General features: G+C 63.5%; 16 protein-coding genes. 13 read left to right on the plus strand and 3 right to left on the minus strand.

All coding sequences use genetic code 11. The features are described 5' to 3' along the window. Window positions 1–129 precede the first annotated feature (129 nt). From C4S68_RS18725 to C4S68_RS18755, 8 genes are all read left to right on the plus strand, one after another. Entirely contained in the window at window positions 130–420 is a 291-nt protein-coding gene (locus tag C4S68_RS18725) for an ArsR/SmtB family transcription factor (RefSeq protein WP_103934637.1), read from the plus strand. Between the two features lie 308 nt (window positions 421–728). Then, on the plus strand, window positions 729–1,478 hold the full coding sequence (locus C4S68_RS18730; protein ID WP_103934638.1) for an SDR family NAD(P)-dependent oxidoreductase: 750 nt from the start codon (window positions 729–731) through the stop codon (window positions 1,476–1,478). Window positions 1,479–1,604: 126 nt separating this feature from the next. Then, complete coding sequence (locus C4S68_RS23810; protein ID WP_268807300.1) at window positions 1,605–1,730, plus strand: hypothetical protein; 126 nt, start codon at window positions 1,605–1,607, stop codon at window positions 1,728–1,730. A 132-nt stretch (window positions 1,731–1,862) separates the two neighbouring features. After that, window positions 1,863–3,518: an ABC-F family ATP-binding cassette domain-containing protein gene (locus C4S68_RS18735; protein ID WP_103934639.1), complete on the plus strand. Its 1,656-nt coding sequence runs from the start codon at window positions 1,863–1,865 to the stop codon at window positions 3,516–3,518. A 198-nt stretch (window positions 3,519–3,716) separates the two neighbouring features. Further along, window positions 3,717–4,562 (plus strand): response regulator, encoded by an 846-nt coding sequence (locus C4S68_RS18740; RefSeq protein ID WP_103934640.1) that lies wholly within the window; start codon window positions 3,717–3,719, stop codon window positions 4,560–4,562. 114 nt (window positions 4,563–4,676) lie between these two features. Beyond that, a complete protein-coding gene (locus C4S68_RS18745; protein WP_103934641.1) occupies window positions 4,677–6,128 on the plus strand; it encodes a sensor histidine kinase in 1,452 nt (483 codons plus the stop codon). Between the two features lie 14 nt (window positions 6,129–6,142). Next, window positions 6,143–6,571 (plus strand): response regulator, encoded by a 429-nt coding sequence (locus tag C4S68_RS18750; RefSeq protein ID WP_103934642.1) that lies wholly within the window; start codon window positions 6,143–6,145, stop codon window positions 6,569–6,571. A 29-nt stretch (window positions 6,572–6,600) separates the two neighbouring features. Then, window positions 6,601–8,103 (plus strand): hybrid sensor histidine kinase/response regulator, encoded by a 1,503-nt coding sequence (locus C4S68_RS18755; protein ID WP_160115233.1) that lies wholly within the window; start codon window positions 6,601–6,603, stop codon window positions 8,101–8,103. An 86-nt stretch (window positions 8,104–8,189) separates the two neighbouring features. Here the strand turns inward: C4S68_RS18755 and obgE are convergent, their stop codons facing one another. After that, window positions 8,190–9,311 carry a GTPase ObgE gene (gene obgE / locus C4S68_RS18760; RefSeq protein ID WP_103934644.1) on the minus strand — a complete coding sequence of 374 codons (1,122 nt, stop codon included), beginning with the start codon at window positions 9,309–9,311 and terminating at the stop codon, window positions 8,190–8,192. A gap of 324 nt (window positions 9,312–9,635) precedes the next feature. Here obgE and C4S68_RS18765 point away from each other — a divergent pair, with 324 nt between their 5' ends. The 3 genes from C4S68_RS18765 to C4S68_RS18775 all read left to right on the plus strand — a co-directional run bounded on the left by C4S68_RS18765 (window position 9,636) and on the right by C4S68_RS18775 (window position 17,848). Then, window positions 9,636–13,058 (plus strand): TonB-dependent receptor, encoded by a 3,423-nt coding sequence (locus C4S68_RS18765; protein WP_103934645.1) that lies wholly within the window; start codon window positions 9,636–9,638, stop codon window positions 13,056–13,058. A gap of 253 nt (window positions 13,059–13,311) precedes the next feature. Next, window positions 13,312–16,722: a TonB-dependent receptor gene (locus C4S68_RS18770; RefSeq protein ID WP_146072224.1), complete on the plus strand. Its 3,411-nt coding sequence runs from the start codon at window positions 13,312–13,314 to the stop codon at window positions 16,720–16,722. 142 nt (window positions 16,723–16,864) lie between these two features. Next, window positions 16,865–17,848, plus strand: coding sequence for a VTT domain-containing protein (locus C4S68_RS18775; protein ID WP_103934647.1), 984 nt, complete (start codon window positions 16,865–16,867; stop codon window positions 17,846–17,848). 30 nt (window positions 17,849–17,878) lie between these two features. Here the strand turns inward: C4S68_RS18775 and C4S68_RS18780 are convergent, their stop codons facing one another. After that, window positions 17,879–19,129, minus strand: coding sequence for a geranylgeranyl reductase family protein (locus C4S68_RS18780; RefSeq protein WP_103934648.1), 1,251 nt, complete (start codon window positions 19,127–19,129; stop codon window positions 17,879–17,881). 552 nt (window positions 19,130–19,681) lie between these two features. Beyond that, window positions 19,682–20,749: an LLM class flavin-dependent oxidoreductase gene (locus tag C4S68_RS18790; protein ID WP_235011706.1), complete on the minus strand. Its 1,068-nt coding sequence runs from the start codon at window positions 20,747–20,749 to the stop codon at window positions 19,682–19,684. A gap of 178 nt (window positions 20,750–20,927) precedes the next feature. Between C4S68_RS18790 and C4S68_RS23000 the strand changes: the two genes are divergently transcribed. Continuing rightward, window positions 20,928–22,559, plus strand: coding sequence for a hypothetical protein (locus tag C4S68_RS23000; protein ID WP_146072225.1), 1,632 nt, complete (start codon window positions 20,928–20,930; stop codon window positions 22,557–22,559). 37 nt (window positions 22,560–22,596) lie between these two features. Further along, window positions 22,597–23,652, plus strand: a complete 1,056-nt coding sequence (locus tag C4S68_RS18795; protein WP_407641115.1) for an ABC transporter ATP-binding protein — start codon at window positions 22,597–22,599, stop codon at window positions 23,650–23,652. Window positions 23,653–23,705 lie beyond the last annotated feature (53 nt).

Below are 23,705 nucleotides of genomic sequence, written 5' to 3' on the forward strand. Positions count from 1 at the left end.
ACCGCGCGGGCGATCGTTGTCAAGAGTCAGCGCGAGGTTTTCAAGCTCCGCAAATGAAGCCCTCTTCCATCCGGGGCGTGGAGTCGCATCGTTTTGTGCCGCCGGATCATCTACCATGAGGGTGTCTGTATGCCGGTCGCAAAGAAAAACCGCCTCACGCAGGAGCAGTTCGACGCCATCGCGCGAGCTGTGGCGGACCCGCGGCGGTTTGCGATCCTGAAACAGATTGCCGCCCAGCCGACGATGGGCTGTGGCTCGCTTGAAGAGCACAAGACCATCAGCCCGGCCACCATCTCCCACCACATCAAGGAGTTGACGGAGGCCGAACTGGTCGAAGTCGCCCGCGAAGGCCGCTGTGCGCACCTTACGCTGCGCCGCGACGTCTGGGATGCCTACCTTTCGCAGCTGAGTTCTCTGTAACCCTCCCCTCGCCCTGCACGCCGATGGGGGTGCTGTGTTTGCCTCCAAGCAGGCGGTCAAAACCACCCCTTTCGAAGGTTGCTGACAGCAGGCTGTCAGTAGACCCTGTCTAGGCTGCTTCTTGTCCGTGGCCATCGGCCGCGCCGGGAGTCGCATCCCCAGGGAATTCCAGACAACTTCGTCAACGTTTCGATGATCGTCGAAGATTTCTGAATCCTGTTCCTCTCCACCTCATCCATTTCGATGTGCGTCGAAATATCCGGCGCGATGAAATCGGAAGCAAGACGGAAACACGAAAGGAAACAATCATGAGCAAGCTTCAGGGCAAGGTAGCAGTGGTAACGGGTTCGTCCAAGGGTATCGGCGCAGCGATCGCGAAGCAGCTGGCGTCGGATGGCGCAAGCGTTGTGGTGAACTACGCATCGGACAAGGCCGGTGCAGAGAAGACCGTCGCTGAGATCGTCAAGGCCGGTGGCAAGGCCATCGCCGTAGGCGCCAGCGTCACCAAGCCGGAAGACGTCGAGAAGCTCTTCGCCGAGACTAAGAAGGCCTACGGCAAGGTGGACATCCTGGTGAACAACGCCGGTGTGTACTCCTTCGCGCCGATCGAGGCTTTCACGATCGAAGAGTACACCCGCATCTTCGATACCAATGTGCGTGGGCTCCTGTTGACCACCAAGGCCGCTGTTGAGCTGATCCCGGCTGAGGGCGGCAGCATCATCAACATTGGTTCGATCGTCTCCGAGACCACGCCCGCCGCGTCCTCGATCTACACCGCTTCCAAGGGTGCGGTGGACGCCATCACCCGCGTACTCGCTCGTGAGCTCGGCGCCAGGAAGATCCGCGTGAACGCCCTCAACCCCGGCATCACCGGGACGGAAGGCATTCAGTCTGCCGGCATCTCTGGAAGCGACTTCGAGAACGGTCTGGTCGCCCAGACTCCGCTTGGCCGTCTCGGCAAGCCGCAGGATCTCGCGACTGTCGCCTCGTTCCTCGCCTCCGACGATGCAGGCTGGGTCACCGGCGCTCTGCTCCAGGCTGGTGGCGGCCTCCGCTAACAACCCCGAGACCTGTCCCGTCTCAAGATCTGAAATGGGACAGGTCTCACACTTCTTTCCTCTGACGCCGAAATTCCCGGCGACGAACCCGTATCAATCAGCGCAAGACCGATAAAGGAGGCTCTTATGGACGCCGCTATCTTCTTTCTCCCCATCGCACTCGTGGTCGCCCAGTACTTCACCTCCTACGGTCAGCGCCGTCAGGAGCTGGCTCGCGCTCCTCAGGAGTGCGGCGACCCCTGTAACTCGTAAGCGACCGCGCCCGGCAGGCGCGCCGAAAACCGTGACAAAACAGTGAATGCCGCGCTCCGGGCAGGATGTCCCGGGGCGCGGCATTCGTGTCTTCACGTCGATTTGCCCGCCAATCATGCGAAAATATAAGAGATGATTTCTGTCTCGAATGTAACCATGCGCTACGGCTCGAAGCTGTTGTTCGAGGACGTCTCCGTGACGTTCATCAACGGCCGCCGTTACGGATTGACCGGCCCCAACGGCGCCGGCAAGTCGACCTTCATGAAGGTTCTCACCGGCGAACTGGACGCCCAGAAGGGCGTCGTCGTGCGCCCGCGCAAGCTCGGCATCCTGCGCCAGGACCAGTACGCGTTTGACGCCTACCGCGTCATCGACACCGTCATCATGGGCAACAAGGGCCTGTGGGCCGCGCTGGAAGAGCGCGAAGAGATCTACAACAAGCCCGAGATGACGGACGACGACGGCATCCGTCTCGGCGAACTCGAAGGCATCGTTGGCGAGGAAGACGGCTACGAGGCTGAGTCCAACGCTGCGATCCTGCTGCAGGGCCTGGACATCCCGGACGAGGTGCACGAGCGCAAGATGAGCGAGCTGCAGGGCGGCCAGAAGGTCCGCGTGCTGCTGGCGCAGGCGCTCTTCGGCAACCCCGATGCGCTGCTCCTCGACGAGCCGACGAACTACCTCGATCTCGACTCGATCCACTGGCTCGAGACCTTCCTGAATCGCTACAACGGTCTCGTCATTACCATCTCGCATGATCGCCACTTCCTGAACTCGATCTGCACCCACATCGCCGACATCGACTACGAGACGATCATCACGTACACCGGTGGCTACGACGACATGGTGCTGCAGAAGACGCAGGTCCGGTCGCGCATCGAGGGTCAGAACGAGCAGCGTGAGAAGAAGATCGCCCAGCTGAACGAGTTCATCGCGCGATTCTCCGCGGGCACACGTTCGTCGCAGGTGAACTCGCGTAAGAAGGAAGTCGAGCGCCTGGCGACCACGGAGCTGGCGCGCTCCAACATCCAGCGCCCGTTCATCGCCTTCAAGGTGGAAAAGCCCGGCGGCAAGCACGCGCTGGAGTTCGAGGCCGTCAACAAGAGCTACGCGCAGCCGAATGGCAAGACCGAGCACGTGATCCAGGGCTTCAGCGCGTCGGTCATGCGCGGCGAGAAGGTCATCCTGATGGGCCGCAACGGCCAGGGCAAGACCACGCTGCTGAAGGCGCTACTCGCCAATGCGCCCGGCTGGCAGACCGCGCGGCTCGAGGAGGCTAACCCGGCCGACATCGACTCAGGCACCGTGAAGTGGGGCCACGAGATCTCCATCGGCTACTTCGCGCAGGACCACAAGGGCTCCATTCCGCACGGCACCACCGCGGCGGAGTGGCTGCATTCCTTCGATCCGAAGGCAGCCAAGGAAGACATCCGCGGCCTGCTTGGCCAGATGCTCTTCAAGGGCGAAGAGGGCAACAAGAAGACCGAGGCCCTCTCGGGCGGCGAAGCGGCGCGGCTGCTCTTCTGCAAGATCATGTTGATGAAGCCCAACATGCTCATCCTGGACGAGCCGACGAACCATCTCGACCTCGAGAGCATCAACGCGCTCAACCAGGCGATCCAGAAGTACGAGGGCACTGTCTTCCTCGTCACGCATGACCAGGACCTCATCGAGGAATCGGGTACGCGCATCTGGCACTTCGACGGTGGACCGGCCGACTTCCGCATCACCGACTTCAAGGGCCCGTACGAGGAGTACGAGCAGAAGATGGCAGCGGCGGCGAAGTAGCTCTTCGTGCGGGAAAAAGTTGAGCGGCGCAGCCTCCGGGCTGCGCCGCTTCTTGCTGCGGGAAACATCGCCGGCGGGGTACCTTGCAAGCGGGTCGAATCGGGAATTTGTCATGCGGATGTGTTCAAAAGGAGACAGACCTCTCTGCCCTGCAGACCGCAGCATCCAAAGCAACACCATAGAGTGAGGGGCCCGCGCATGCTCGAATCCACGAAGACACAGCTCCTTCTCGTCGACGACGATGACGAATTACGGGCAGCCGTCGGCGTCATGCTCGAGAGGAGCGGCTTTAAAGTACGAGCGGCTTCCAACGTCAATGACGCGCTCAAGCTCATCGGCTCGGATCACTTCGACGTGCTGGTAAGCGATCTGCATATGCCTGGACAGGGCGATGGACTCACGGTTGTGAGTGCGATGCGCCACGCCAATCCGAGGGCAATCACCATCATCCTCAGCGCCCATCCTGAGATGAAGGCTGCAGCGGCGGCCATCCTGTCGCAGACGGACGACATCCTCGTGAAACCGACAACGGCAGGCGCACTGGTCGCCTTGATTCGAGACAAAATGAAGGCTGTGCCGGCAACCCCTCGTATCACTGCGAGCCTTGCGACGATCCTCGAGGAAGAGACGCTGAGAACCATCAGCGACTGGCTTGTTCGCGTCGATAACGATCGCCTGGTTCTTTCGGTGGATTTGGACGATAGCGCCCGCTGCGCTCATCTTCCTCAACTCTTCGCCGACCTGGTTCACCGCTTGAGACAGCCGCTGCCTTTAGGCAGCCGCGCTCTGGTCTCCCCCGCGGCGGTGGAACACGGATCGTCGCGAAGAAGGCAAGGCTACACTGCCGCCATGATGGTCGAAGAGTCCCGGATGCTGCAAGTGAGCATCTTCCAGACGCTGCAGAACAACCTGCACCGGGTCAATTTCAGCCTGCTGTTAGTGGGGGTGATGGCGATCGCCGATGAGGTGGACTCTCAGCTGGCCCAGGCCATGGCCGCCTATGTCAAAGAGGAAGAAGTGGACGCGCGGCCGCTCGTTGCGTAGCGGCAGAACGCCGCGCCGGGCCACCGGGGTCAGCGCTGGCGGTATCTCTTCGTGGAAACCCATACAACTCGAACAGCACTGTCGCCTTCTTACCTCAGTGGAGCTTCTGCTGCAATGAGAACTGGTAAGTACCGCCTCGCCATGGCGGCGGCGATGTTGATTGTCGCGTTTAACGCCTGGCTGGCGATTCGCGCGCTGCATGCCTTCTTTGACGTGCAAAACTGGCGCGCCCACACCTTTGAGGTCCTGGTGCACACCAAGACGGTCGAAGCCGACGTGAGCAAATCGACCGCGGCCGTGCGGGCGTACCTCATCTCGGGCGACCCGCTGTATAAGAGCCGGTACAACGATGCGACGGCAGATATTGACCGCGAGCTGGATGCCATCAAGACGCTCACCGTGGATAACAATACCCAGCAAGAGCGGCTCGCCTACACCCGTCAGCGGATCCTCGTGCGCATGAGCGCCCTGCAGACCGGGATTGCGATGCGCGATGCCACCCACGAGATGCTGGGGCCCGTCTCGCTGATGGCCGTCCTTACCGACTCGCCCGATCACGGTCCCACAGTTGCCTATTGCCTGCAGCAGATGGAAAACGAAGAGAACCGGCTCCTCAACGATCGAACGGCAGCGTCTCTGCGGGCGCGATCCGTCGTCGTCTGGACCTTTGTCGCCGCCTCTCTGCTCGCTATCCTTCTGCTCGGCGCCACGGCGGAGCTTGGCATTCGCGCAGTCCGTGATCGTCAGGCGCTGATCAACAGCGAAGCGGAGATCCGGGTGCTCAACGAAGAGCTCAGGATCACGAATACCTCCCTGGAAGAACGGGTGGAACAACGAACCAAGGAGCTTGCGAACACCAACCAGGAGCTCGAGGCCTTCAGCTACTCGGTCTCCCACGATCTGCGCGCGCCGCTGCGTACGATCGACGGCTTCTCGCTCGCGCTCTCCGAGGATTACGCCGACAAGCTCGACGAGACGGGGCGCGACTACATCACGCGCGTCCGTGGTGGCGTTCAGCGCATGGGCCTGCTCATCGATTCGCTGCTCCAGCTCAGCCGCGTGACGCGTATGGACCTGCAGAGCGAGCGCTTTGACATCTCCCAGGTGGCGTCGCTGGTCTTCGGCGAACTCGAAGCGCTGGACAAGGACCGCAGTGTTGAGCTGGTGGCGCAGCCCGGGGTGCTGGTGGTGGGAGATCCCCGCCTGATCCGCATCGCGCTGGAGAACCTGATGGGCAACGCCTGGAAGTTCACCTCCAAGACTCCCAACGCCCTCATCCAGTTCGGCAGCATGCCGGGTACGGGCGAATACGAAGGAACCACCGTATACTTTGTGCGGGACAACGGTGCAGGCTTCGACATGCAGTACGTCGACCGCCTGTTCACGGCGTTCCAGCGGCTGCACGGCGACCGCGACTTCAAGGGCTCGGGCATTGGCCTGGCCACTGTCTCACGTATCATTCGCCGCCATCATGGATCGATCTGGGCAGAAGGCCAGATCGGCCAGGGCGCTACCTTCTACTTCACACTTGGTGGCCCAGGCGCGGATGTCAACGCACGGGCCTGACCGGAAAGATCCTGATGCCAACGACCCCAGTCATTCTGCTTGTAGAAGATGATCCCGATCACGAGGCGTTAGCCATCCGCGCGCTGCGCAAGGCCAACGTCGTCAACGAAATCCAGGTAGCCCGCGATGGCGCAGAAGCCATCGACTTCCTGAAGAGCATCGGCGAGAACAATCCGCTTCCCCAACTCGTGCTGCTGGATCTCAAGCTGCCGAAGGTCGACGGGCTCGAGGTGCTTCGCTTTATCCGCGCCCTGGACCGCACATCGATCCTTCCGGTCGTGGTGCTCACCTCCAGCGATGAAGAGCGGGACATCGTCGCGAGCTATCGCCTGGGCGTGAACAGCTACATCCGCAAGCCCGTCAACTTCACCGATTTCGCCGAAGCGACTCGTCAGCTCGGCATGTACTGGTTGCTGCTGAATCAATGTCCTCCGGCCTCTTAAACACGGCTCCCCGGCCACTTCGGGTCCTCATGATCGAGGACTACGAAGAGGACGCACTGCTGCTCCAGCGACACCTGGGGCGCAGCGGCTTTCGCGTGGACGCGCTGCGCATCGAGACTGCAGAGGCTCTGGGGCACGCGTTGTCCGGCGACCGGGAATGGGACCTCATCATCGCCGACTACACGCTGCCGGGATTCGGCGCCCGCGAGGCGCTGGAGCTCATGCAGCAGCGCGGCATCGACGTGCCCTTCATCATCGTGTCGGGCACCATCGACGAGGTGTCGGCGGTGAACGCGATGCGCGCCGGGGCGCATGATTACGTCCTCAAGGGGCATCTCGAGCGGCTCATTCCGGCGATCGAGCGCGAGCTGCACGATGCCGAAAAGCGCCGCGAACGTCTGCGTACCGAGCGAGAGCTGCAGCTTCTGCAGCAACGCTTCTCGGCGACGTTCAATCAGGCCGCCGTGGGCATGGCACACACGACCACGGACGGACGCTTTGTTCTGGTGAATCAGCGCCTCAGCGAGCTGCTGGGGGTGCCGGTCGATCGTATGCTGGCGCTCAATCTCAAGGACTTCATCCTGCCCAGCGAACGCGATGCCGACAAGGAGCTTTACGCGGAGCTTGTGGAGGGAAGGCGAACCGGCTACCGCTCTGAGCGGAACCTGATGCGCCACGATGGCTCGGTATTTCCGGCGCAGCTCACCGTCTCGCTTCTCCTGCACGGCAGCGTCGGGCACGATGTCACCGAGTCCAGCGTCCTTTGGGTCGTGGAAGATATCTCCGCCCGCAAGGCAGCGGAGCGCGAGACCTCCGAGCTGATGCAGCGCCTCATCAACAGCGAGCGGCTGGCGGCGGCGGGCCGCATGGCCAACACGCTGGCGCATGAGATCAACAATCCTCTCGAGGCGCTCACCAACATCTTCTATCTGCTCGACAAGGAATCGCTCACGCTGGCGGGCCAGGAGCTGATTGCCATCGCTGCGCGCGAACTCGACCGCGTCGGCCACATCACTCGCTCGACGCTGAGCTTCTACCGCAAGATGCCGGGCCGAACCCTCGACCTGCAGACCCTGCTCACGGAGGTCGTGCAGCTCTTCCAATCGAGGGCCACGCAACACCAGATCCACATGGATAGCTTCTACGGCCCGGGTATCGACCAGACGGGCTACGATCCGGCGCTACGACAGGTCTTTGCCAACCTGGTCGGCAATGCGCTGGAAGCCATGGAGACGAGCGGCGGCCGCATCCGGATCCGTGCCCGCATCCGCGATGGCCACGCCGTTGTGACTGTGTCGGACACCGGCCACGGTATCGATGGAGCCAACTTGCAGACCGTCTTCGAGCCCTTCTTCACCACCAAGGGGGAGCGGGGCACGGGACTCGGACTATGGGTCACGCGCGGCATCGTGGAAGAGCAGGGCGGAACGCTGCAGTTGCGTTCCGCGACGCGTGGCAAGTACCGCGGCACCATCGTCCGCATCACGCTACCGGCCGCGGGAGTCCGCGAGCCAGCTGTGCTGGTGAACTGAAAGAGAACGTGAGTAGAGGACAGTGAGTAGTGAGTCGAACGCTACGCTCTGTTCTCTACTCGCTGTCCTCTGCCCACTGCTTAGCCTTACTTCGTCTTGCTGCCCGCTGAATTCGGCGCCGGCGGAGGATAGTTCGGCTTCCGCTTCGGAGCCTTTTCGATCGCGGGTGCTGGCTTGTCCGGGTGCGTCAGGTTCACCGTGCGGTGCTTGGCGACAAAGTCGGCAATCGCAAACTTCAGCTTCTCGATGCCCTCGCCGCTGACGGCACTGATGAGGTAGAGCGGCAGCTTCTTGCGCTTGGCGAAGGTGGTCAGCTTCTTCAGCTTATCGGGATTCGCTACGTCGGCCTTGGTGGCGACCAGTAGCGTGGGCTTCTTCGGCAGCTCGGGGTCGAAGCTCTTCAGCTCCGCCGTGATGACCTTGTAGTCCTCGGTGGGGTCCTCGCGGCCGCTGCCATCCGAGACATCGATGAGGTGCACCAGCACGCTGGTCCGCTCGATGTGCCGCAGGAACTGGATCCCGAGCCCGTGGCCTTCGCTTGCGCCCTCAATCAGCCCTGGAAGATCCGCGATGGTGAACGAGAGCGTGTGCGGGAAGTCGCCTACCTGCACGACGCCGAGGTTCGGCTCGAGCGTGGTGAACGGGTAGTTCGCGATCTTCGGCTTTGCGGCCGAGATGCGGGAGATGAGGGTCGATTTGCCCACGTTGGGGTAGCCGACTAGACCGGCGTCGGCAAGCAGGCGCAGCTCCAGGCGGAAGTTGCGTGCCTCGCCCGGGCGGCCCAGCTCGTGCTCGCGCGGCGCCTGGTGCGTTGACGTGGCAAAGTGCTGGTTGCCACGCCCACCGCGACCGCCCTTACAGATCACGATCTCTTCGTCGACCCGGGTAAAGTCGTGGATCAGCTCGCCCGTCTCGTCGTCGTACAGCACGGTACCGACGGGGACCTTCAATACTGTGTGCTCGCCCGAGGCGCCGGACATGTTGGAACCCAGGCCATGCTCGCCGCGCTCGGACTTATGCTCGGGGTTGAAACGGAAATGAATCAACGTGTTATGCGACAACGACGAGCGCATGACGATATCTCCGCCATGGCCGCCGTCGCCCCCGGAAGGGCCGCCTTTGGGCACGAACTTTTCGCGGCGGAACGCCATGCAGCCATTGCCGCCATCGCCGGCCTTTACACGGATGCGTGCTTCATCAATAAACATCTTGTTCCTTCGATATCTCTAGAACTTAGCGAAATGCGGGGCAGTCTGACCGGTTTTCGACCAGAATTTGGCCGATTATCGTCGTTAAGGCCTCGTGAAAACTCGAGGGCCTGCATTTTTCGCTTGCAGCCCACAGTCTAGAATCGCACTATTGAGTCTTTCATGGAAGATCTGACGCGGCACAGCAACCTGTGCTGCCTGTGAACCCCGCTCGAAGGGGTCGCAGAGCTTTTTGGAGGAACCAGGCTCTTCTGGTTCACCAAACGCGTTGGTCCCGATAACCATTGCAGCTAGTTTTCTGCTGTCTTCTTTTAAGGAGTGCTGATGAAGAACCGCTTTCTGCTTCGCTGCCTGCCCCTCGGGCTGGCCGCGATCCTAGCCGCCCCGGCTGCTTTTGCGCAGTCGACGACCGAGGGTGCCATCTCAGGAACGATCGAGGACCCGACCGGGGCCGTCGTTCCGCAGGCGAAGATCACCATCCACAACGACGGTACCAATGCCGAGAAGATGCTGACCTCTGACGGCAGCGGCTTCTACAGCGCTCCACTGCTCGACCCTGGCACCTACACCGTGACGGTGAGTGCGACCGGCTTCGGGAATAAGGTTACCCACGTCATCGTGCAGGTCGGCCAGGTCACCAACGTTTCCCCGAAGCTTTCGGCTGGCTCCGACAGCACGTCGGTCGATGTGACGGCCGAAGTTCCGGTGCTGAACTTCGAGAGCCCTGACATGTCGACGGTCATCGACCAGAAGGCCCTCGTCAACATTCCTGAGAACAACCGCCGCTGGTCGTCTCTTGCGATGCTCACCCCCGGCGTGGTCTCGGACTCCAACGGCTTCGGCCTGGTCAGCGTTCGCGGTATCAGCACACTGCTGAACAACGTCGAGATCGACGGTGCCGATGACAACCAGGCGTACTTCTCCGAAGAGCGCGGACGTACGCGTGAAGCGTACTCGACCTCGGAAGACGCGGTGCGAGAGTTCGCCGTCAACACGGGCGTGTACTCGGCTGAGTATGGCCGCGCGGCTGGCGCCGTCATCAACTCGGTGACCAAGAGCGGCTCCAATGATCTCCATGGCGAGGTTTACTTCTACGATCGCGAGAGCAACTGGGCAGCCTACACGCCGCTGGTGACCAATACCACTGCAACGCCCAACGGCACCGGTGGCTACAACTTCACGACTGCTCCGCTAAAGCCCAAGGACGAGCGCAAGATCTACGGATTCTCGGCCGGCGGCGCGCTGATCAAGAACAAACTGTTCTGGTACTACACCTACGATCAGCACTCGCATATCACCCCCGGTATCGGCAAGCCGCAAAATCCTGCGACCTTCTTCGCTCTGCCGGACAGCACGCTCCCCGGAGCTTCTACCTGCAACCTGGCGACTGGATACTTCAACGCCAACGGGACGACCGGTACCCTGGCGAACGATCCGTCGGCTTGCACCCTGGCTGCTCGCGAAGGCTTGACCAGCTATGCGGCTGGCGCAAGCGCGTATTCCGCCGGTCTCGCAGCCCTGCTTCCTGACCTCGGCTACACGCCGCGTATCGGCTTCCAGGAGATCAACACCCCGAAGCTGGACTACCAGATCACCCCCAAGGAGCACGTCAGCTTCCTGTACCACCGCCTCCGTTGGGACTCCCCGGGCGGCGTGCAGACCCAGGCCACCGTGCCCTACGCGATCGATACCTTCGGCAACGACTTCGTCAAGTTGGACTATGGCGTCGCTAAGCTGGAGAGCCAGATCACTAACTCGATCACCAACGAGCTCGGCTACCAGTACGGTCGCGAGCTGGACGATGAGACGCAGCAGCCCTACAGTGCATACACCAAGGCCAACCTGCTGGGTACTGGCAGCTCCGCTGGCAACGTGCCCGAGGTCAACCTGGCCGAGTCGACGAGTGGTGTCTATCTCGGTTCGCCCTACTACTCTTATCGCTTTGCTTATCCTGATGAGCGCAAGTGGCAGGTCTACGACACGGCGTACTGGTCGCACGGCAACCACAATGTTAAGTTTGGCGTGGACATCCTGCACAACCACGACCTGATCAACAACCTGTACGAAGCCAACGGCGTGTACACCTACACCTACATCGGCAACTATCTTGCCGACCTGAACAGCCGCAACACCGGCGGCACCAGCGACAAGTGCAACAGCACTGCAGCTCAGTCGGGAACGGCAACTGTTTCAGCGCTCGGCACCCTTCCGTGCTACTCGTCCTACGTGCAGGGCTTCGGTCTCACCCCGCAGTATGCGATCGATACGACGGATTACGGCTTCTACGCTCAGGACAATTGGAAGATTACGCCGCGCCTGACGCTGGAGCTTGGTCTGCGTTACGACTACGAGTCGCTGCCCCAGCCTAGCGCTACCCTGGATGCTCCGCTCACCGTGGCCAACGCCGCGGGATCGACGCTCTATACCTTCACCCCGTACGCTGGTCTCACCAATCGCCCCAGCGACAAGAACAACCTTGGCCCGCGCGTCGGCTTCGCGTATGACGTGTTCGGTGGAGGCAAGACCGTTCTTCGCGGTGGCTTCGGCATGTACTACGGCCGCATCATCAATGCGACGATCCTGAACGCCTACCTGAATACCGGCAGCGCGCTTGGTCAGTACACCGCCTCCCTGAAGAACACGCAGGGTGGACCTCTGCTCGCCAACATCCTGCCCAACGTTACCGCTGGTACCTCGGGTTCAGTTACGCAGCCGGCTGGCGCCTTCGCCACCCCGAGCTCGTACTACTTCGATTCGCACTTCCAGAATCCGGAAGTCAACGAGTTCGACTTGATCCTGCAGCAGCAGCTGACGAGCAGCACGGTACTCGCAGTCAGCTACCTGGGTGGTTTCGGTCGCGAGCTGCCTAACTTCCTCAATGTCAATCTGAATCCTGCCACCGAGCAGACCGCGACGATCACCGTTGCCGACACCACTGGCAAGGGACCGATCGCCAACGGCACGGTCTTCACCGTCCCCACCTACACGGGCTACCTCAATTCCAACTTCGTGGGTATCACCAAGATCACCAGCAACATCAATTCGAGCTACAACGCGCTGGTGTTTGAAGTGAAGACGACCAACTACCATGGTCTGACCACGGACTTCAGCTACACGTTCTCGCACGCGCTGGACTACAACCAGAATGCGGGGACCACGGCGAGCACCAACAACTGGTATGACCCGTACGGCAACCCGCGCGTCAACTATGGCAACTCCAGCTTCAACGTTCCCAACCGCGTGACCGGATACGCTTTGTACAGCCTGCCCAAGCTGCACACCGAGAGCTGGGTCAAGTGGATCACCAACGGCTGGGGTATCAACGACAGCTTCCAGGGCCAGAGTGGCTTGCCCTACTCCTACGGCACCAGCAGCTACAACTCTTACGCTGCGGTGGGGACGGGATGGAACGGTGCCGGTGGTATCTCGTACGTACCGGCGCTGGGCCGCAACACCCTCAAGCTGAAGCGCGACCTCGTCGACGACGTTCGTCTCGTCAAGGGCTTCGCATTCACCGACCGCTACAACCTCGAGCTGCGTGCTGAGCTGTTCAACGTAGCCAACCACGAGAACGTGACCTCGGCAGGAACCACAGCCTATGTGCTTTCCAGCGCCGGTTCGTCCACGCCGCTGGTGGGTACCGCGACCTTCCAGCCGACCACGTTCGGCGTTCCGACCAGCATCAATTCGAGCGGCTTCCTGTATCGTCCGCGCGAACTGCAGCTTTCGGCCCGCTTCTCGTTCTAACTCTGGATCAACCCAACACGAAACGCGGTGGCCTCGGCCATCGCGTTTTGCTTTTAAATCGCACTGAGCCCTGCAGGAAACACTTCCCAAACGAGGAGAACTCATCTAGCCTTCGGCTACGCTTTCTGTTTGTTCGTGGCCGTGGTTCTTGCGTGCGGCTTACGATGTTCGATTCTCCAGCTGAGTAGAGGGTGCTCCGGCCCATGTTCCCCGGAGCGGAGATACGCGGTTGCGAAAGATATGTGGTCTCATCATGCGGCGTGGCCGCATGGCGTTGTTGTGTGCGTTGGGCCTCGCTGTCGCAGTGAGCGCGCGGGCGCAGGGTCCCATGGATGCGGCGCTGCGGGGACGCGTCGTTGGCACTGGCGGTCGATTCGCGGACACCGATCTCACGCTGCAATCTACTGCTGGGGTGGCCAACAGCTTCCATACAGCGCGCGACGGCACGTTCTTCCTTCTGCGTCTGCAACCCGGCGCATACACTCTCACCGGTACCTTCGCGGGCCATCGCGCCTCGGCGACCATCCTCCTGGAGCCCGGAGAGATTGCGGAGATCACCCTGGATCTTTCGCGCGACTCCGGCGCTGGTGTTTTCGATCAGAGTGGGGGCGTAGAGACGTTGGCGCAGGTGGCCCATGCCAGTGACGAGCTCTCGCTGCTGCCGGTCTCCTCGCGGACCTTTGCGGCGCTTGATGAGCTCTCCCCGCTGTCCGTCGACGCAACCTCCGCCGCGCCGGAAGGCAGCGGAGCCGCCGATCTGGAGACCGATCCGCAGCCGGACGGAGCTGCGCGCGCGACGAGCGATGAAGGACTTGCAGCCTCCGGGCTGAGCGAAGCGGGCCTCGCCATCACGGCGAGCGGACAGAGCCTCGATGGCCTGAGCGCGATGCAGTACTTCCGCTCCGGCCCGCGAGGCAGCGCTGCGGGTGGGGCTGCGTCCACTGCAAGCTTCGCCCAGGGAGCTGTGCAGCGGTTCAGCGCGCGGTCGCTCGACTACTCCGCCGAGTCGTCCGGCTCCGGAGGCGCCTCAACCTCGATCCGCACGATACGCGGCGGGCCTGCGCTCCACGGCAGCGCCTTCGCGCTGCTGCGGGATGGCGCCTGGTCGGCGACGAACCCCTTCGCCATGGTCACGCACTACAGCAATGGCATCGTGAGCAACAGCCTCGCGCGGCCCGGCGGCGAGGCCTGGATCTTCGGTGGCAGTGCGGGAGCTCCGCTCCAACTTGCGCGAGCGCACCACCATGCTGCCCCGCCGCACGCCTGGATCTTTGGTTCTCTCGAAGCGCAGCTCCACCACGATCAGCTCACCTCGACGCCACAGCTCGCAAACTTCTATCAGCTCACGTCCACGCAGAGCACGCTGCTCGCGGTGCGTGGTGTCAGCGGCATGCAGGTGCAGCAGGCGCTCAACTATCTCGACAGCCTCACTGGAGTCATTCACCGCTCAGCCCGCCGTCTGAACGGGTTCCTGCGTGTGGATCTCAGTGCAGGTCCTCGAGACCAGCTGGCGCTCACGTACGCCGCGCATCGGCTCAACTCGCCGGCGGGCGCGGCCTTTGGGCAGAGCTCCGATGCTGTTGTGGCGCGCGGCATGGGCAGCGTCGGAGATCGCACCGTGAGCGTGGATGCCGTTGCGGCGCATTGGCTGCACCGCTTCACTTCAGCGATGGACAACGAGGCAAGCGTGCAATGGTCGCATGAGCTCAACCAGGAATCTCCACGCGCACCGCTCGCGCAGGAGCCTGCCATCGGTCCCGGAGGCTACGCTCCGCAGGTCAGCATCGCGCCTGAGGGCTTCGCGTATGGCACGCCGCCAAACCTGGGCCGCAACGCTTATCCCGAAGAGACACGCATCGAAGTGCACGAAGCCTTCGAGCTTCGCCTGCACACGCACCTCCTTCGTGCAGGCGCGAGCTGGAGCCGCATCGACGATCGCACCGACTCCATCAACAACGCCGATGGAAGCTTCAGCTATAACAGCGCGACGACCAACGGCTACGCCGGTGGCCTGGTCGATTGGATCACCGACTACGCCTACAACGTGCATGCCTATCCCAACGGCGGCTGCCCGAGTGTGTATGCCTCGCCGCACTACTTTTGCTTTCACACCTTCACGCAGAGCTTCGGGGAGCAGCAGCTGGAGCTTGCGGTGCACCAGGTGAGTGGCTTCGCGCAGGACTCCTGGCGCGTGCGCGACGGCCTCGTGCTGAACTTCGGCGCGCGCTACGAGTACACGCTGTTGCCGCTGCCGCAGGCTCCGAACTTTGCGCTCGATGCCGCTCTTGCCACGCTGGGCCGCAGCGATGCGGGCGCGACCGCCACCATGCCCGAGGACCGCAACAACGTAGGTCCCCGCGTGAGCGTAGCGTGGTCACCGCGTCCGCGAACCTCTTCGAGGTCCGCTGGGCGACCATGGTTCACTGCGCGCGTGGGCTATGGGGTCTTCTATGGGCGTACGCCGGGAGCCACCATCGCGGCGGCGCTCACAGACACAGCACTGCCCAGCTCGATCGAGCGTGTGCGAATTCGGCCGACCACCATCACGCAATGCCCGCAGGTCACCACCGTGAGCCAGGGCTTCGGCTATCCCTGCGACTACACCGGCGCGCCACCGGCGGCGGTGGTTCAGACGACCTCGGCGCTCGTGATCTCCAGCCACTTCCGCGAGCCTGCCATCCAGCGCGCTTCGCTTACAGTCGAGCACTCGTTTGGCGGCCACCTCTGGCTGCGTATGGGCTATGCCATGGCGAACGCGACGCAGCTCGCGACCACCTCCGACATCAACATCGCGCCGTCGACCACTACAAAGACATTCCAGCTGCAGGGTGGTGATGGCCGCATCGGTGTTCGCAACGGCGAGATCTTCAGCCTGCCCCTTTACACCACACGGCCCATCACGCAGTACGGCGCTGTATCGCTGCTCTCCTCGCACGCCAACGAGACCTTTCATGCGGGCACGCTGGAGGCAGGCGTGCGCGCTTGGCACGGGCTCACAGCGCATGGCAGCTTTGCCTTCTCGCGTGCTATCGACTACAACCCGCAGCAGGGCGCGACGCCGCGACTCAACTCACAGCTCGATCCCTTCCGCATCGGCTACGACAAGGGCCTCTCGAGCCTAAGCCTCCCGGTGCATGTCTCCGGTGCTCTGGAGTACCGCACGGGCCGTGCGAATGGAGCCGGCCCGCTGCGGGCGATTCTCGCCGACTGGACGATCGGCGCCATCGCCATCGCAGGTTCAGGAGCACCCTTCAGCTATGGCATCTATGGCGGCTCCTACCTGTCCGGCGGCGGCGACTCCATCAACGGCTCGGGCGGGGCTGTGTATCTTCCCACCGTCGGGCGCAACACGCTGCGGCTTTCCGCGAAGAGCCGCGTGGACCTCCGCGTTACGAAGGAGTTCCATCTCCACAAGATGCACTTTGAAGCCTTTGCGCAGGCCTTCAATCTTGCCAACTCGGTCAGCCTGTCGCGGGTGGAGACGCGGGCGTTCCTCGTGGGCACGCCCGCGACCGCCGGTGCGCCCACACCGCTGATCTTCCAGGACGCAGCCACGGTCGCCAGCGAAGGTGTGCAGACTCCGGCCTTCGGCACGCCTCTTTCGTCCACCACCGGGCTCAGCCGCGAGCGGCAGATCGAGATCGGCGTGCGAATACAGTTCTAGCCAGCAGGTATTCCCAATACAGCGCAATCCGGCGGGTGCCGGCGTGCGTCTGAAAGATACCGTAAGACACAGGAACATCTCATCGGTCTTGTGCATCTGAGCCTATAGATTCGCGACCCGAGCCCGGAGTATTTGCACGACCATGAACCTCACTGCGACAGTGCAGCACCACGGATATGCCGCAATTGTGATCGTGCTGCTGCTATCCTCCTGCGGCCTGCCGCTTCCGCTCTCGGTTGTGCTGCTGGCGGCCGGCGCCGCGGCTCACGGTGGCGTGCTTTCGTTCCCGCTCATCCTGCTCTTTGGTTGTGGGGCGGCGTTGCTCGGCGACACCATGATGTTCTTCGGCGGCCGCACCACGGGCTGGTGGCTGCTGGCCGGCATCTGCCGGTTCTCCATCAACCCGGAGGCCTGCATCCATAGCTCGGCGAAGAACTTCTACCGGCGCGGCGCGAAGACGCTGCTGTTCTCGAAGTTTGTCCCGGGGCTCGCGACCATCGCGGCGCCTCTCGCGGGCAGTCTTAACATGCGGCTGTGGCGTTTCCTGCGCAACGATGCGATCGGCCTCATCCTTTACGTCTCCGCGTGGTCGGGGCTGGGATACATCTTCGCCCCGGCGCTGCACCATCTCATCGCGCTCGTGGAGCATCTGGGCCAGGCCACCGCGGGCACGATGATGTTCATCTTCACCATCTATGCCGTGTGGCTGACGATCGGCTACCTGCGCGATACCAAGTTCACCACCGTCCAGCGTGTCGCGGCGCGGGAGCTCTTCGAAAAGCTGAATGCCCCAAGTAACGACCGCCTTGTCGTCATCGCCGACGTGCGCTCCCACGGCTACTATGACCCCGGCATGCAGCGCATCAAGAACTCCATCCGCGTGGAGCCCGCACGCCTGCGCGACGAGCTGGTGGCGCTGCGCGAGTTCATGCAGCCGGAGTGCGAGATCTACCTCTACTGCTCCTGCGCGCACGAGGCCACCAGCGTCCGTGTCGCGAAGATGCTGGAGCGCGAGTCCTGCCACACCAAGGTCATCCAGGGCGGCCTGAAGGCGTGGATCAAGGCCGGCGGACCGCTCGAGCCCGTACCGGCGTGCGACGTGGAACACCTGCCGCGCTTCGATTAAGCGAGTCAGGCGAGTCGATCGGCCCCCTGCCTACTTCGAGCGCCATGCCGCGAGCCGCACCATTGGCCGCAGGAATCTCACCGGTAGCCCGTCTGTGTACGTCTTGAGCGCAAGCCACCCCACCATCGGAGTTCGCATTACGCGGAACCCGCGTTCGGGCTCGCGATAGAAGCTGCGCGCCGCTCGTTCGCTGAAGGCCAGCGTCTCCTGCAGCGGCGTCAGCTTCTTCGCATAGCTCTCCGCGATGCCTGCAAAACCCTGCGCGCGCGTACTCAGGACAGCCGCAGCCGCAGCCTGCCCGCTGACCACCGCCGAGTGGATCCCTTCGCCGGTCAGCGGATCGACCAGCCCGGCTGCATCGCCCACCAGCAGGACACGTCCCCTTGGCGCATACGCATGGCCACCCATGCCGAGATATTGCCCCGTGACTGGTCCGCCTGCCTGCACGAGGTCCACGCCCAGCTTGCGCTGCGTGTAGTCCGCCAGCAGCTTGCGCGTCACCTGCTTCAGCGCAGCATCCTTGGAGGCAGCAACGCCATCTCCCGGAGCAAAGGCGCCCACGCCGATGTTGATGTGATCGCCCTTGGGAAACAGCCATCCATAGCCTCCCGGCAGCGGACTGAAGTCGAAGAGCAGATCCTTTGGGCCATCGCCTTCGGGAAGCGCCGCTGGCAGCACGGCATAGGGCGCGGTCGCTTCGAGCGCGAATCCCCGCTCGTACCAGGCAGCCTCGGACGGCTGCGTCACCACGGCTTCTGTGCGCCCAGCCTCAAGCTGCGCCGCGAGCCGCCGCGTCTGCCCGTTCGAGCCATCCGCGCCGATCAGCACGCCTGCGCGGAGAGTCTCACGGTCATCACCCGTCAGCACGTCCAGCTCGATCCCATCGCCCGTCTCGCGCAGCGCCGCGATGCTGTCGATCCGGCGGAAGGTCACGCCGCCACCGTTCTTCCCGGCCGCGAGCGTCTGCTCCAGGCAGAAGGCATCGAAGCGCTCGCGAACAGCCATGGCCGCGATGGGCTTGCTGTCGCGCAGCCGCAGCTTCGCCGAGTCGCCCGCCGCAGCCTCCAGCACGATCTCTTCGCACGCATGCTCGACGATGGGATCGACCGAATACCGCAGCGCCTTCAGCGTCTTGCGAGTCAGCCCGCACGCACACGCCTTGTGCCGGGGAAAGCTGCGTCGGTCGAGCAACAACACCTGCACGCCCGCCTCGGCCAGGTCATACGCCGCGGCACAACCGGCAGGCCCGGCGCCAACAATGAGAATGTCGATGGGGGACATCGACTCTAGTGTACGAAGTTAGCGCGTTGGATGTGTAGATCGCAGAAGCGCCAATACACGACGCTCATTCGCGAGGGTGTCTTCCAAGACTCCGCATCTGGTCAGACCGATCGTGTCTATGGGTTCATGGCGGGCGAATCCGAGCGAAAAGGGATACACGACCAGATAGCTATATCCGGGCTTCAGCATCTCTGGAGGAAACGTCGAATCGCCCGGATAGGGATGGATCGTGAATGTTCTTGTCTTGCCAATCCGTTCCGGGCTGAAGAGCACCGCCTCAAGTCGAACTCTGACGAACTCGCCCTGTCCCCGGCCGAAATCGGTATACGTTCCGTCCGTGGGTGCCACAGAAATCGCCACAACCCGAAGTAGGTGCATCACGCTGCCTGGTGGGGCTTTCGGTAAAGAACATACGTCAGAACCCTCCATTGAAGGAGGTGCCTGCTGCGCGCGGCACCACCCAGCACTGTTGACTCCAGCGAGCACTACAACAGCTGCAATGGCCATACGAAACGATCGACGCATGCGAGCAGCATAACGCGATATCTCCAGCTACAGCCCGAACGCCTCCGCCAGCAACGAATAGCTCTTCAACCGCGCCTCGTGCGAATGGATCACCGTGTTCACGATCAGCTCGTCCAGCTCCAGCTCGCGAGCGATGCGCAGCAGCTGGTCTCGCACCTTCTCCGGCGTGCCCACGACGTAACGCGGGAACTCGCCATCCGGTTCGTCCAGCGGGCCGGAGAGGAATGGCACCAGTGTGTCCGGCGAGGACGGCACCTGCGCCAGCTCGCGAATGGCGTGCTCCGGCGTCGCGACGGGGCGGCGGTCGTTCATGCGGATGCGCCGCATCAGCAGGCGCGTCGACGAGTAATGCCAGTCGGCTTCCTCCTGCGTCGACGCAACGATGGTGCCAATCGCAATGCTCGCCTTGGGAGCATCGCCATCCGGTCCCGGCGTGAACCGGCTCCGGTAGTGCTCAATCGCATGGCGTGTCTGCGAGCTGGAGAAGAAGTGCGCGTATGCGTACGGCAATCCCTCCACCGCAGCCGTCATCGACGACCACATCGACGAGCCGAGCAGCCACACCGCGGGCGCACCTTCAGCGCTTGGCATCACCCGGATGTTGGCGAAGGGATGATCCCTGGGAAAGCGCTCTGGATGCAGGAACGCACGCAGCTCCGCGAGCTGCTGGGGGAAGTCATCGGGCGCTGGCCCCTGCCGAACGCGGCGCAGCGCATGGGCTTCCAGCTGGCCACCACCCGGCGCGCGGCCAATGCCCAGGTCGACGCGCCCCGGAAACATCGCATGCAGCGTCCGAAAGACCTCCGCGACCTTCAGCGGAGAGTAATGCGGCAACATGATGCCGCCCGACCCTACGCGGATACGCTCGGTAGCCGCTGCGGCGCGGCCCACCAGGATCTCCGGTGCCGTGCAGGCCAGCAGGTCCATCGCATGGTGCTCGGAGTACCAGAGCCGCGTAAAGCCCAGCTTGTCCACGTGCTGCGCGAGCTCCAGCGAGTTCGCCAGCGCGTCGGAGGCTGTGAAGCCCTCGGGGACAGGGGATTGATCGAGAACCGACAGACGAAGCAGCGGGGCCGGGTTGTTGGAGGCACTCACAGGGGATTGGATTCAGGCGCGGAGCAATGGACTCTGGCTCGTGTTCTGTTGCGTTTGCAGAGTGGGAAGGAGAGAGGGAATAAATCTTCGACTGGCGAGACTCCGCGCAGGGTCGCGCGTCCAAGCCATTACACTGCATCGCAATAGTGGCTTTCGACGTGGTCCCTCCGGAGCTCCCATGATTTCCAGTCGAGTTGGGCGGTTGGTTGTGTTGGCTCTCCTGGGTGCGTCTGGCGTGGCCGGGGAAGGCCAGCTGCGCACGCCGCAGCGCCATCCTGACCCGCCCAGTCCATGGGACCGCGAGCGCGGGCGCGTCACCGCATGGGCTCCGCTGTGCGACGCGCGCGGCTATCCCACCGGCGATTCGGCCTCGCCCGTCACGCTGGCCGATCAGCGCCTGCAAGCCCAGGCGGGGCCACAGCCCGCGACCCAGACGGCGCCAAAGGGCACGCTCCCTTCCACCATCACCAGCACGCCGGCGAGCAGCTATGGCAAGGCCGCGGGGAGCTTCGGCGACTCCCTCAGCTCGATCTCCCAAAAAGCTGCGCCGCCGGCGACGCAGGCCGATGCGCAGGGCGATGTGCCTGCGCCGTCCGCACCTTCTCCAAAGCGGGACCTTGCGTCTTTCAACGGGAGCTCTCACGAGCAGACCACGCCGGACCTGATCCGGCTGCGCGACTGGCTTCGAATCGGTCCACGTCGCGTTGCGGTCAGCTTCGTCACCCTGCCCTGCGACCAGCTGGCGGATCGGCTGGAGGCTGCGAAGGGCAGCGACGACTTCCCGGATCTTCTTGTGGGCCATCTGCCCGCGGAGTGGCCTTACACCGGCAGGCGCGCCCACCTCCTTCCCCGGGAGGTCGCTCCCGATCCTCCGCAAGGCGACCTGCCAACCGCTGCCGACGATGGTCGCCCAATCCTCAATCTGCTCAAGGATGCGCCGCACGCGCGTGCAGCGCGCGCCCTCTTCGTCGAAGCGTATGAACCATGGCACGGAGGCATCCCGCCCATCCTTCCGCCGAACCCTCTCTCTCCCGACGAAGCGAACCCGACGCTCCTCGCGAAGTTCGAGCGCGCCCAGGCTGAATATGTCATGCGCACGGAGGTAGCGAAGGCCGCGGAGGCCGCGCTCTTCACAATGGTGCGTGGCGAGTCGCTGGGCCGCAACGCCGATCCGGCAATGGCTGAGTTCTATGCCCCGCTCGGCATGCTGATGGGCGTGCTGGACGTCACCTCCGGTACTCCACACCTGCTGGACCCGAACCACCTGCGTGTCGATATCCTCGACGTGGGCGTCACTGGATCGCTGGCTCTAGTGCGGGCGCGCGTGGTCACGGACGGGGACAACGCGTTCGGCCTCACGCATCCGCTGCTGGTGCTGCGCCGGGCGGACGACGGCCGCTGGCTCGTGCTGCACGTCACGCTCACGCCGTCGGTGGAGTCGCAGGCGAACGCCGCCAGCTCGCTGTTGGTGACAGGCCCTCCCAGCAGCAAGGAGGCGGCCGAGGGGCTTCGTGGTGTGCGGCTCGCTTCGCCACCGGATGGCGACTCGCGTGCTCCCCAGCCCGAATTATGGTGGGACAACCTCGGCGGCGCCGGCTTGCAGGTGGTGGAGTGGCAGACCCAGCTGCCGAACGGCTGGATGAATCCGCGCCTGTTTCTGGTTGGCGACCGGGGCACGCGCGTGCAGACCCGTGTGGTCGCCCAGTTCGCTTCGTCGGCAGGGAAGTATCGTTGGCGGGTCTGGAGCTGCGGCGCTGCCGGCGAGCTGCTCATCACGCCGTGGCGCAGCTTCGTGGTCGTTCCCCGATGACGGGTGCCCCTTTCGCTCCTGCGCCTCCGCTATCCTGATCTGTGTGAGCTCCAACGCACCTGCGCCGCCGAACCCGCTCCTCGAGGTCACAGATCTTCGCGTCGCCTTTGGCAAGAGCGAGGCCGTGCGCGGCATCTCCTTTTCGCTGAACTCTGGCGAGACGCTGGGGCTGGTCGGCGAGTCGGGCTCCGGCAAGAGCGCCACCTCACTGGCGCTGATGCGGCTGTTGCCCTCGACGGCGCATGTCAGCGGCAGCGTAAAGCTGTATTCCGCTGCGAGCGGAGGAGCTCAGGAGGCCCTGGGCTATCGCCGGACGGGAGCGTCGGCGCACTGGGTTCGCACCGAAGCCGGGCTGGTAGACGTCGGCCTGCCGGAGTGGGAGGATGCACATCCGGAACGTAGTCACCCGCGCGCGACCATCGGGTACAGCGTGTACGGCGACCTGCTGACGACGTCCGAGCGCGACATGCGCCGGAGCCGTGGCCGCGAGATCGCGATGATCTTTCAGGAGCCCATGACGGCGCTCAATCCTGTGATGACCATCGGCCGCCAGATCGCCGAATGCGTGCTGGCGCATGCGCCGAAGACGGCGCGCGCTGAGGTGCGAGAGCGTGTGCTCGCCGCGATGCGCGAGGTGGCTCTGCCGGAGCCCGAGCGCCGCATCGACGACTACCCGCACCAGTTCTCGGGAGGCCAGCGGCAGCGCATCGTCATCGCCATGGCGCTGGTGAACAAGCCCCGGCTGGTCATCGCGGACGAGCCCACCACGGCCCTCGATGTTACGGTGCAGGCGGAGATCCTCGCCCTGCTCCGCCGCCTCCGGAAGGAGCATGGACTGTCCATGCTCTTCATCTCGCACGACCTTGCGGTGGTCGGCCAGATCGCCGACCGCATCGCCGTCATGCGGCGCGGCGAGATCGTGGAGATGGGCAGCTCGCGCGATGTGCTCCGGAACCCGCAGCATGAGTACACGCAGTCCCTGCTGGCGGCGGTGCCCACCATGGCCACCGACCGCAACCGTCCGCTGGGCCGGGTTGCGCGCCAGGCGGAACGTGAGCGCCACGAAGGCCCAGGAACGGACCACCGGTCCTAGCGACGGAGATCCGCCCTGCGAAACTCGCCGCGCCGCCGCCCGCGCACGGTACA

This window comes from Bryocella elongata (assembly GCF_900108185.1).
GTDB classification, from domain to species: domain Bacteria; phylum Acidobacteriota; class Terriglobia; order Terriglobales; family Acidobacteriaceae; genus Granulicella; species Granulicella elongata.

What these genes read in the sequence shown, in the direction of transcription:
- C4S68_RS18725 (WP_103934637.1), top strand. Translation starts at nt 130, where the DNA reads ATGCCGGTCGCAAAGAAAAACCGCCTCACGCAGGAGCAGTTCGACGCC.
- C4S68_RS18730 (WP_103934638.1), top strand. Translation starts at nt 729, where the DNA reads ATGAGCAAGCTTCAGGGCAAGGTAGCAGTGGTAACGGGTTCGTCCAAG.
- C4S68_RS23810 (WP_268807300.1), top strand. Translation starts at nt 1,605, where the DNA reads ATGGACGCCGCTATCTTCTTTCTCCCCATCGCACTCGTGGTCGCCCAG.
- C4S68_RS18735 (WP_103934639.1), top strand. Translation starts at nt 1,863, where the DNA reads ATGATTTCTGTCTCGAATGTAACCATGCGCTACGGCTCGAAGCTGTTG.
- C4S68_RS18740 (WP_103934640.1), top strand. Translation starts at nt 3,717, where the DNA reads ATGCTCGAATCCACGAAGACACAGCTCCTTCTCGTCGACGACGATGAC.
- C4S68_RS18745 (WP_103934641.1), top strand. Translation starts at nt 4,677, where the DNA reads ATGAGAACTGGTAAGTACCGCCTCGCCATGGCGGCGGCGATGTTGATT.
- C4S68_RS18750 (WP_103934642.1), top strand. Translation starts at nt 6,143, where the DNA reads ATGCCAACGACCCCAGTCATTCTGCTTGTAGAAGATGATCCCGATCAC.
- C4S68_RS18755 (WP_160115233.1), top strand. Translation starts at nt 6,601, where the DNA reads ATGATCGAGGACTACGAAGAGGACGCACTGCTGCTCCAGCGACACCTG.
- obgE (WP_103934644.1), bottom strand. Translation starts at nt 9,311, where the DNA reads ATGTTTATTGATGAAGCACGCATCCGTGTAAAGGCCGGCGATGGCGGC.
- C4S68_RS18765 (WP_103934645.1), top strand. Translation starts at nt 9,636, where the DNA reads ATGAAGAACCGCTTTCTGCTTCGCTGCCTGCCCCTCGGGCTGGCCGCG.
- C4S68_RS18770 (WP_146072224.1), top strand. Translation starts at nt 13,312, where the DNA reads ATGCGGCGTGGCCGCATGGCGTTGTTGTGTGCGTTGGGCCTCGCTGTC.
- C4S68_RS18775 (WP_103934647.1), top strand. Translation starts at nt 16,865, where the DNA reads ATGAACCTCACTGCGACAGTGCAGCACCACGGATATGCCGCAATTGTG.
- C4S68_RS18780 (WP_103934648.1), bottom strand. Translation starts at nt 19,129, where the DNA reads ATGTCCCCCATCGACATTCTCATTGTTGGCGCCGGGCCTGCCGGTTGT.
- C4S68_RS23000 (WP_146072225.1), top strand. Translation starts at nt 20,928, where the DNA reads ATGATTTCCAGTCGAGTTGGGCGGTTGGTTGTGTTGGCTCTCCTGGGT.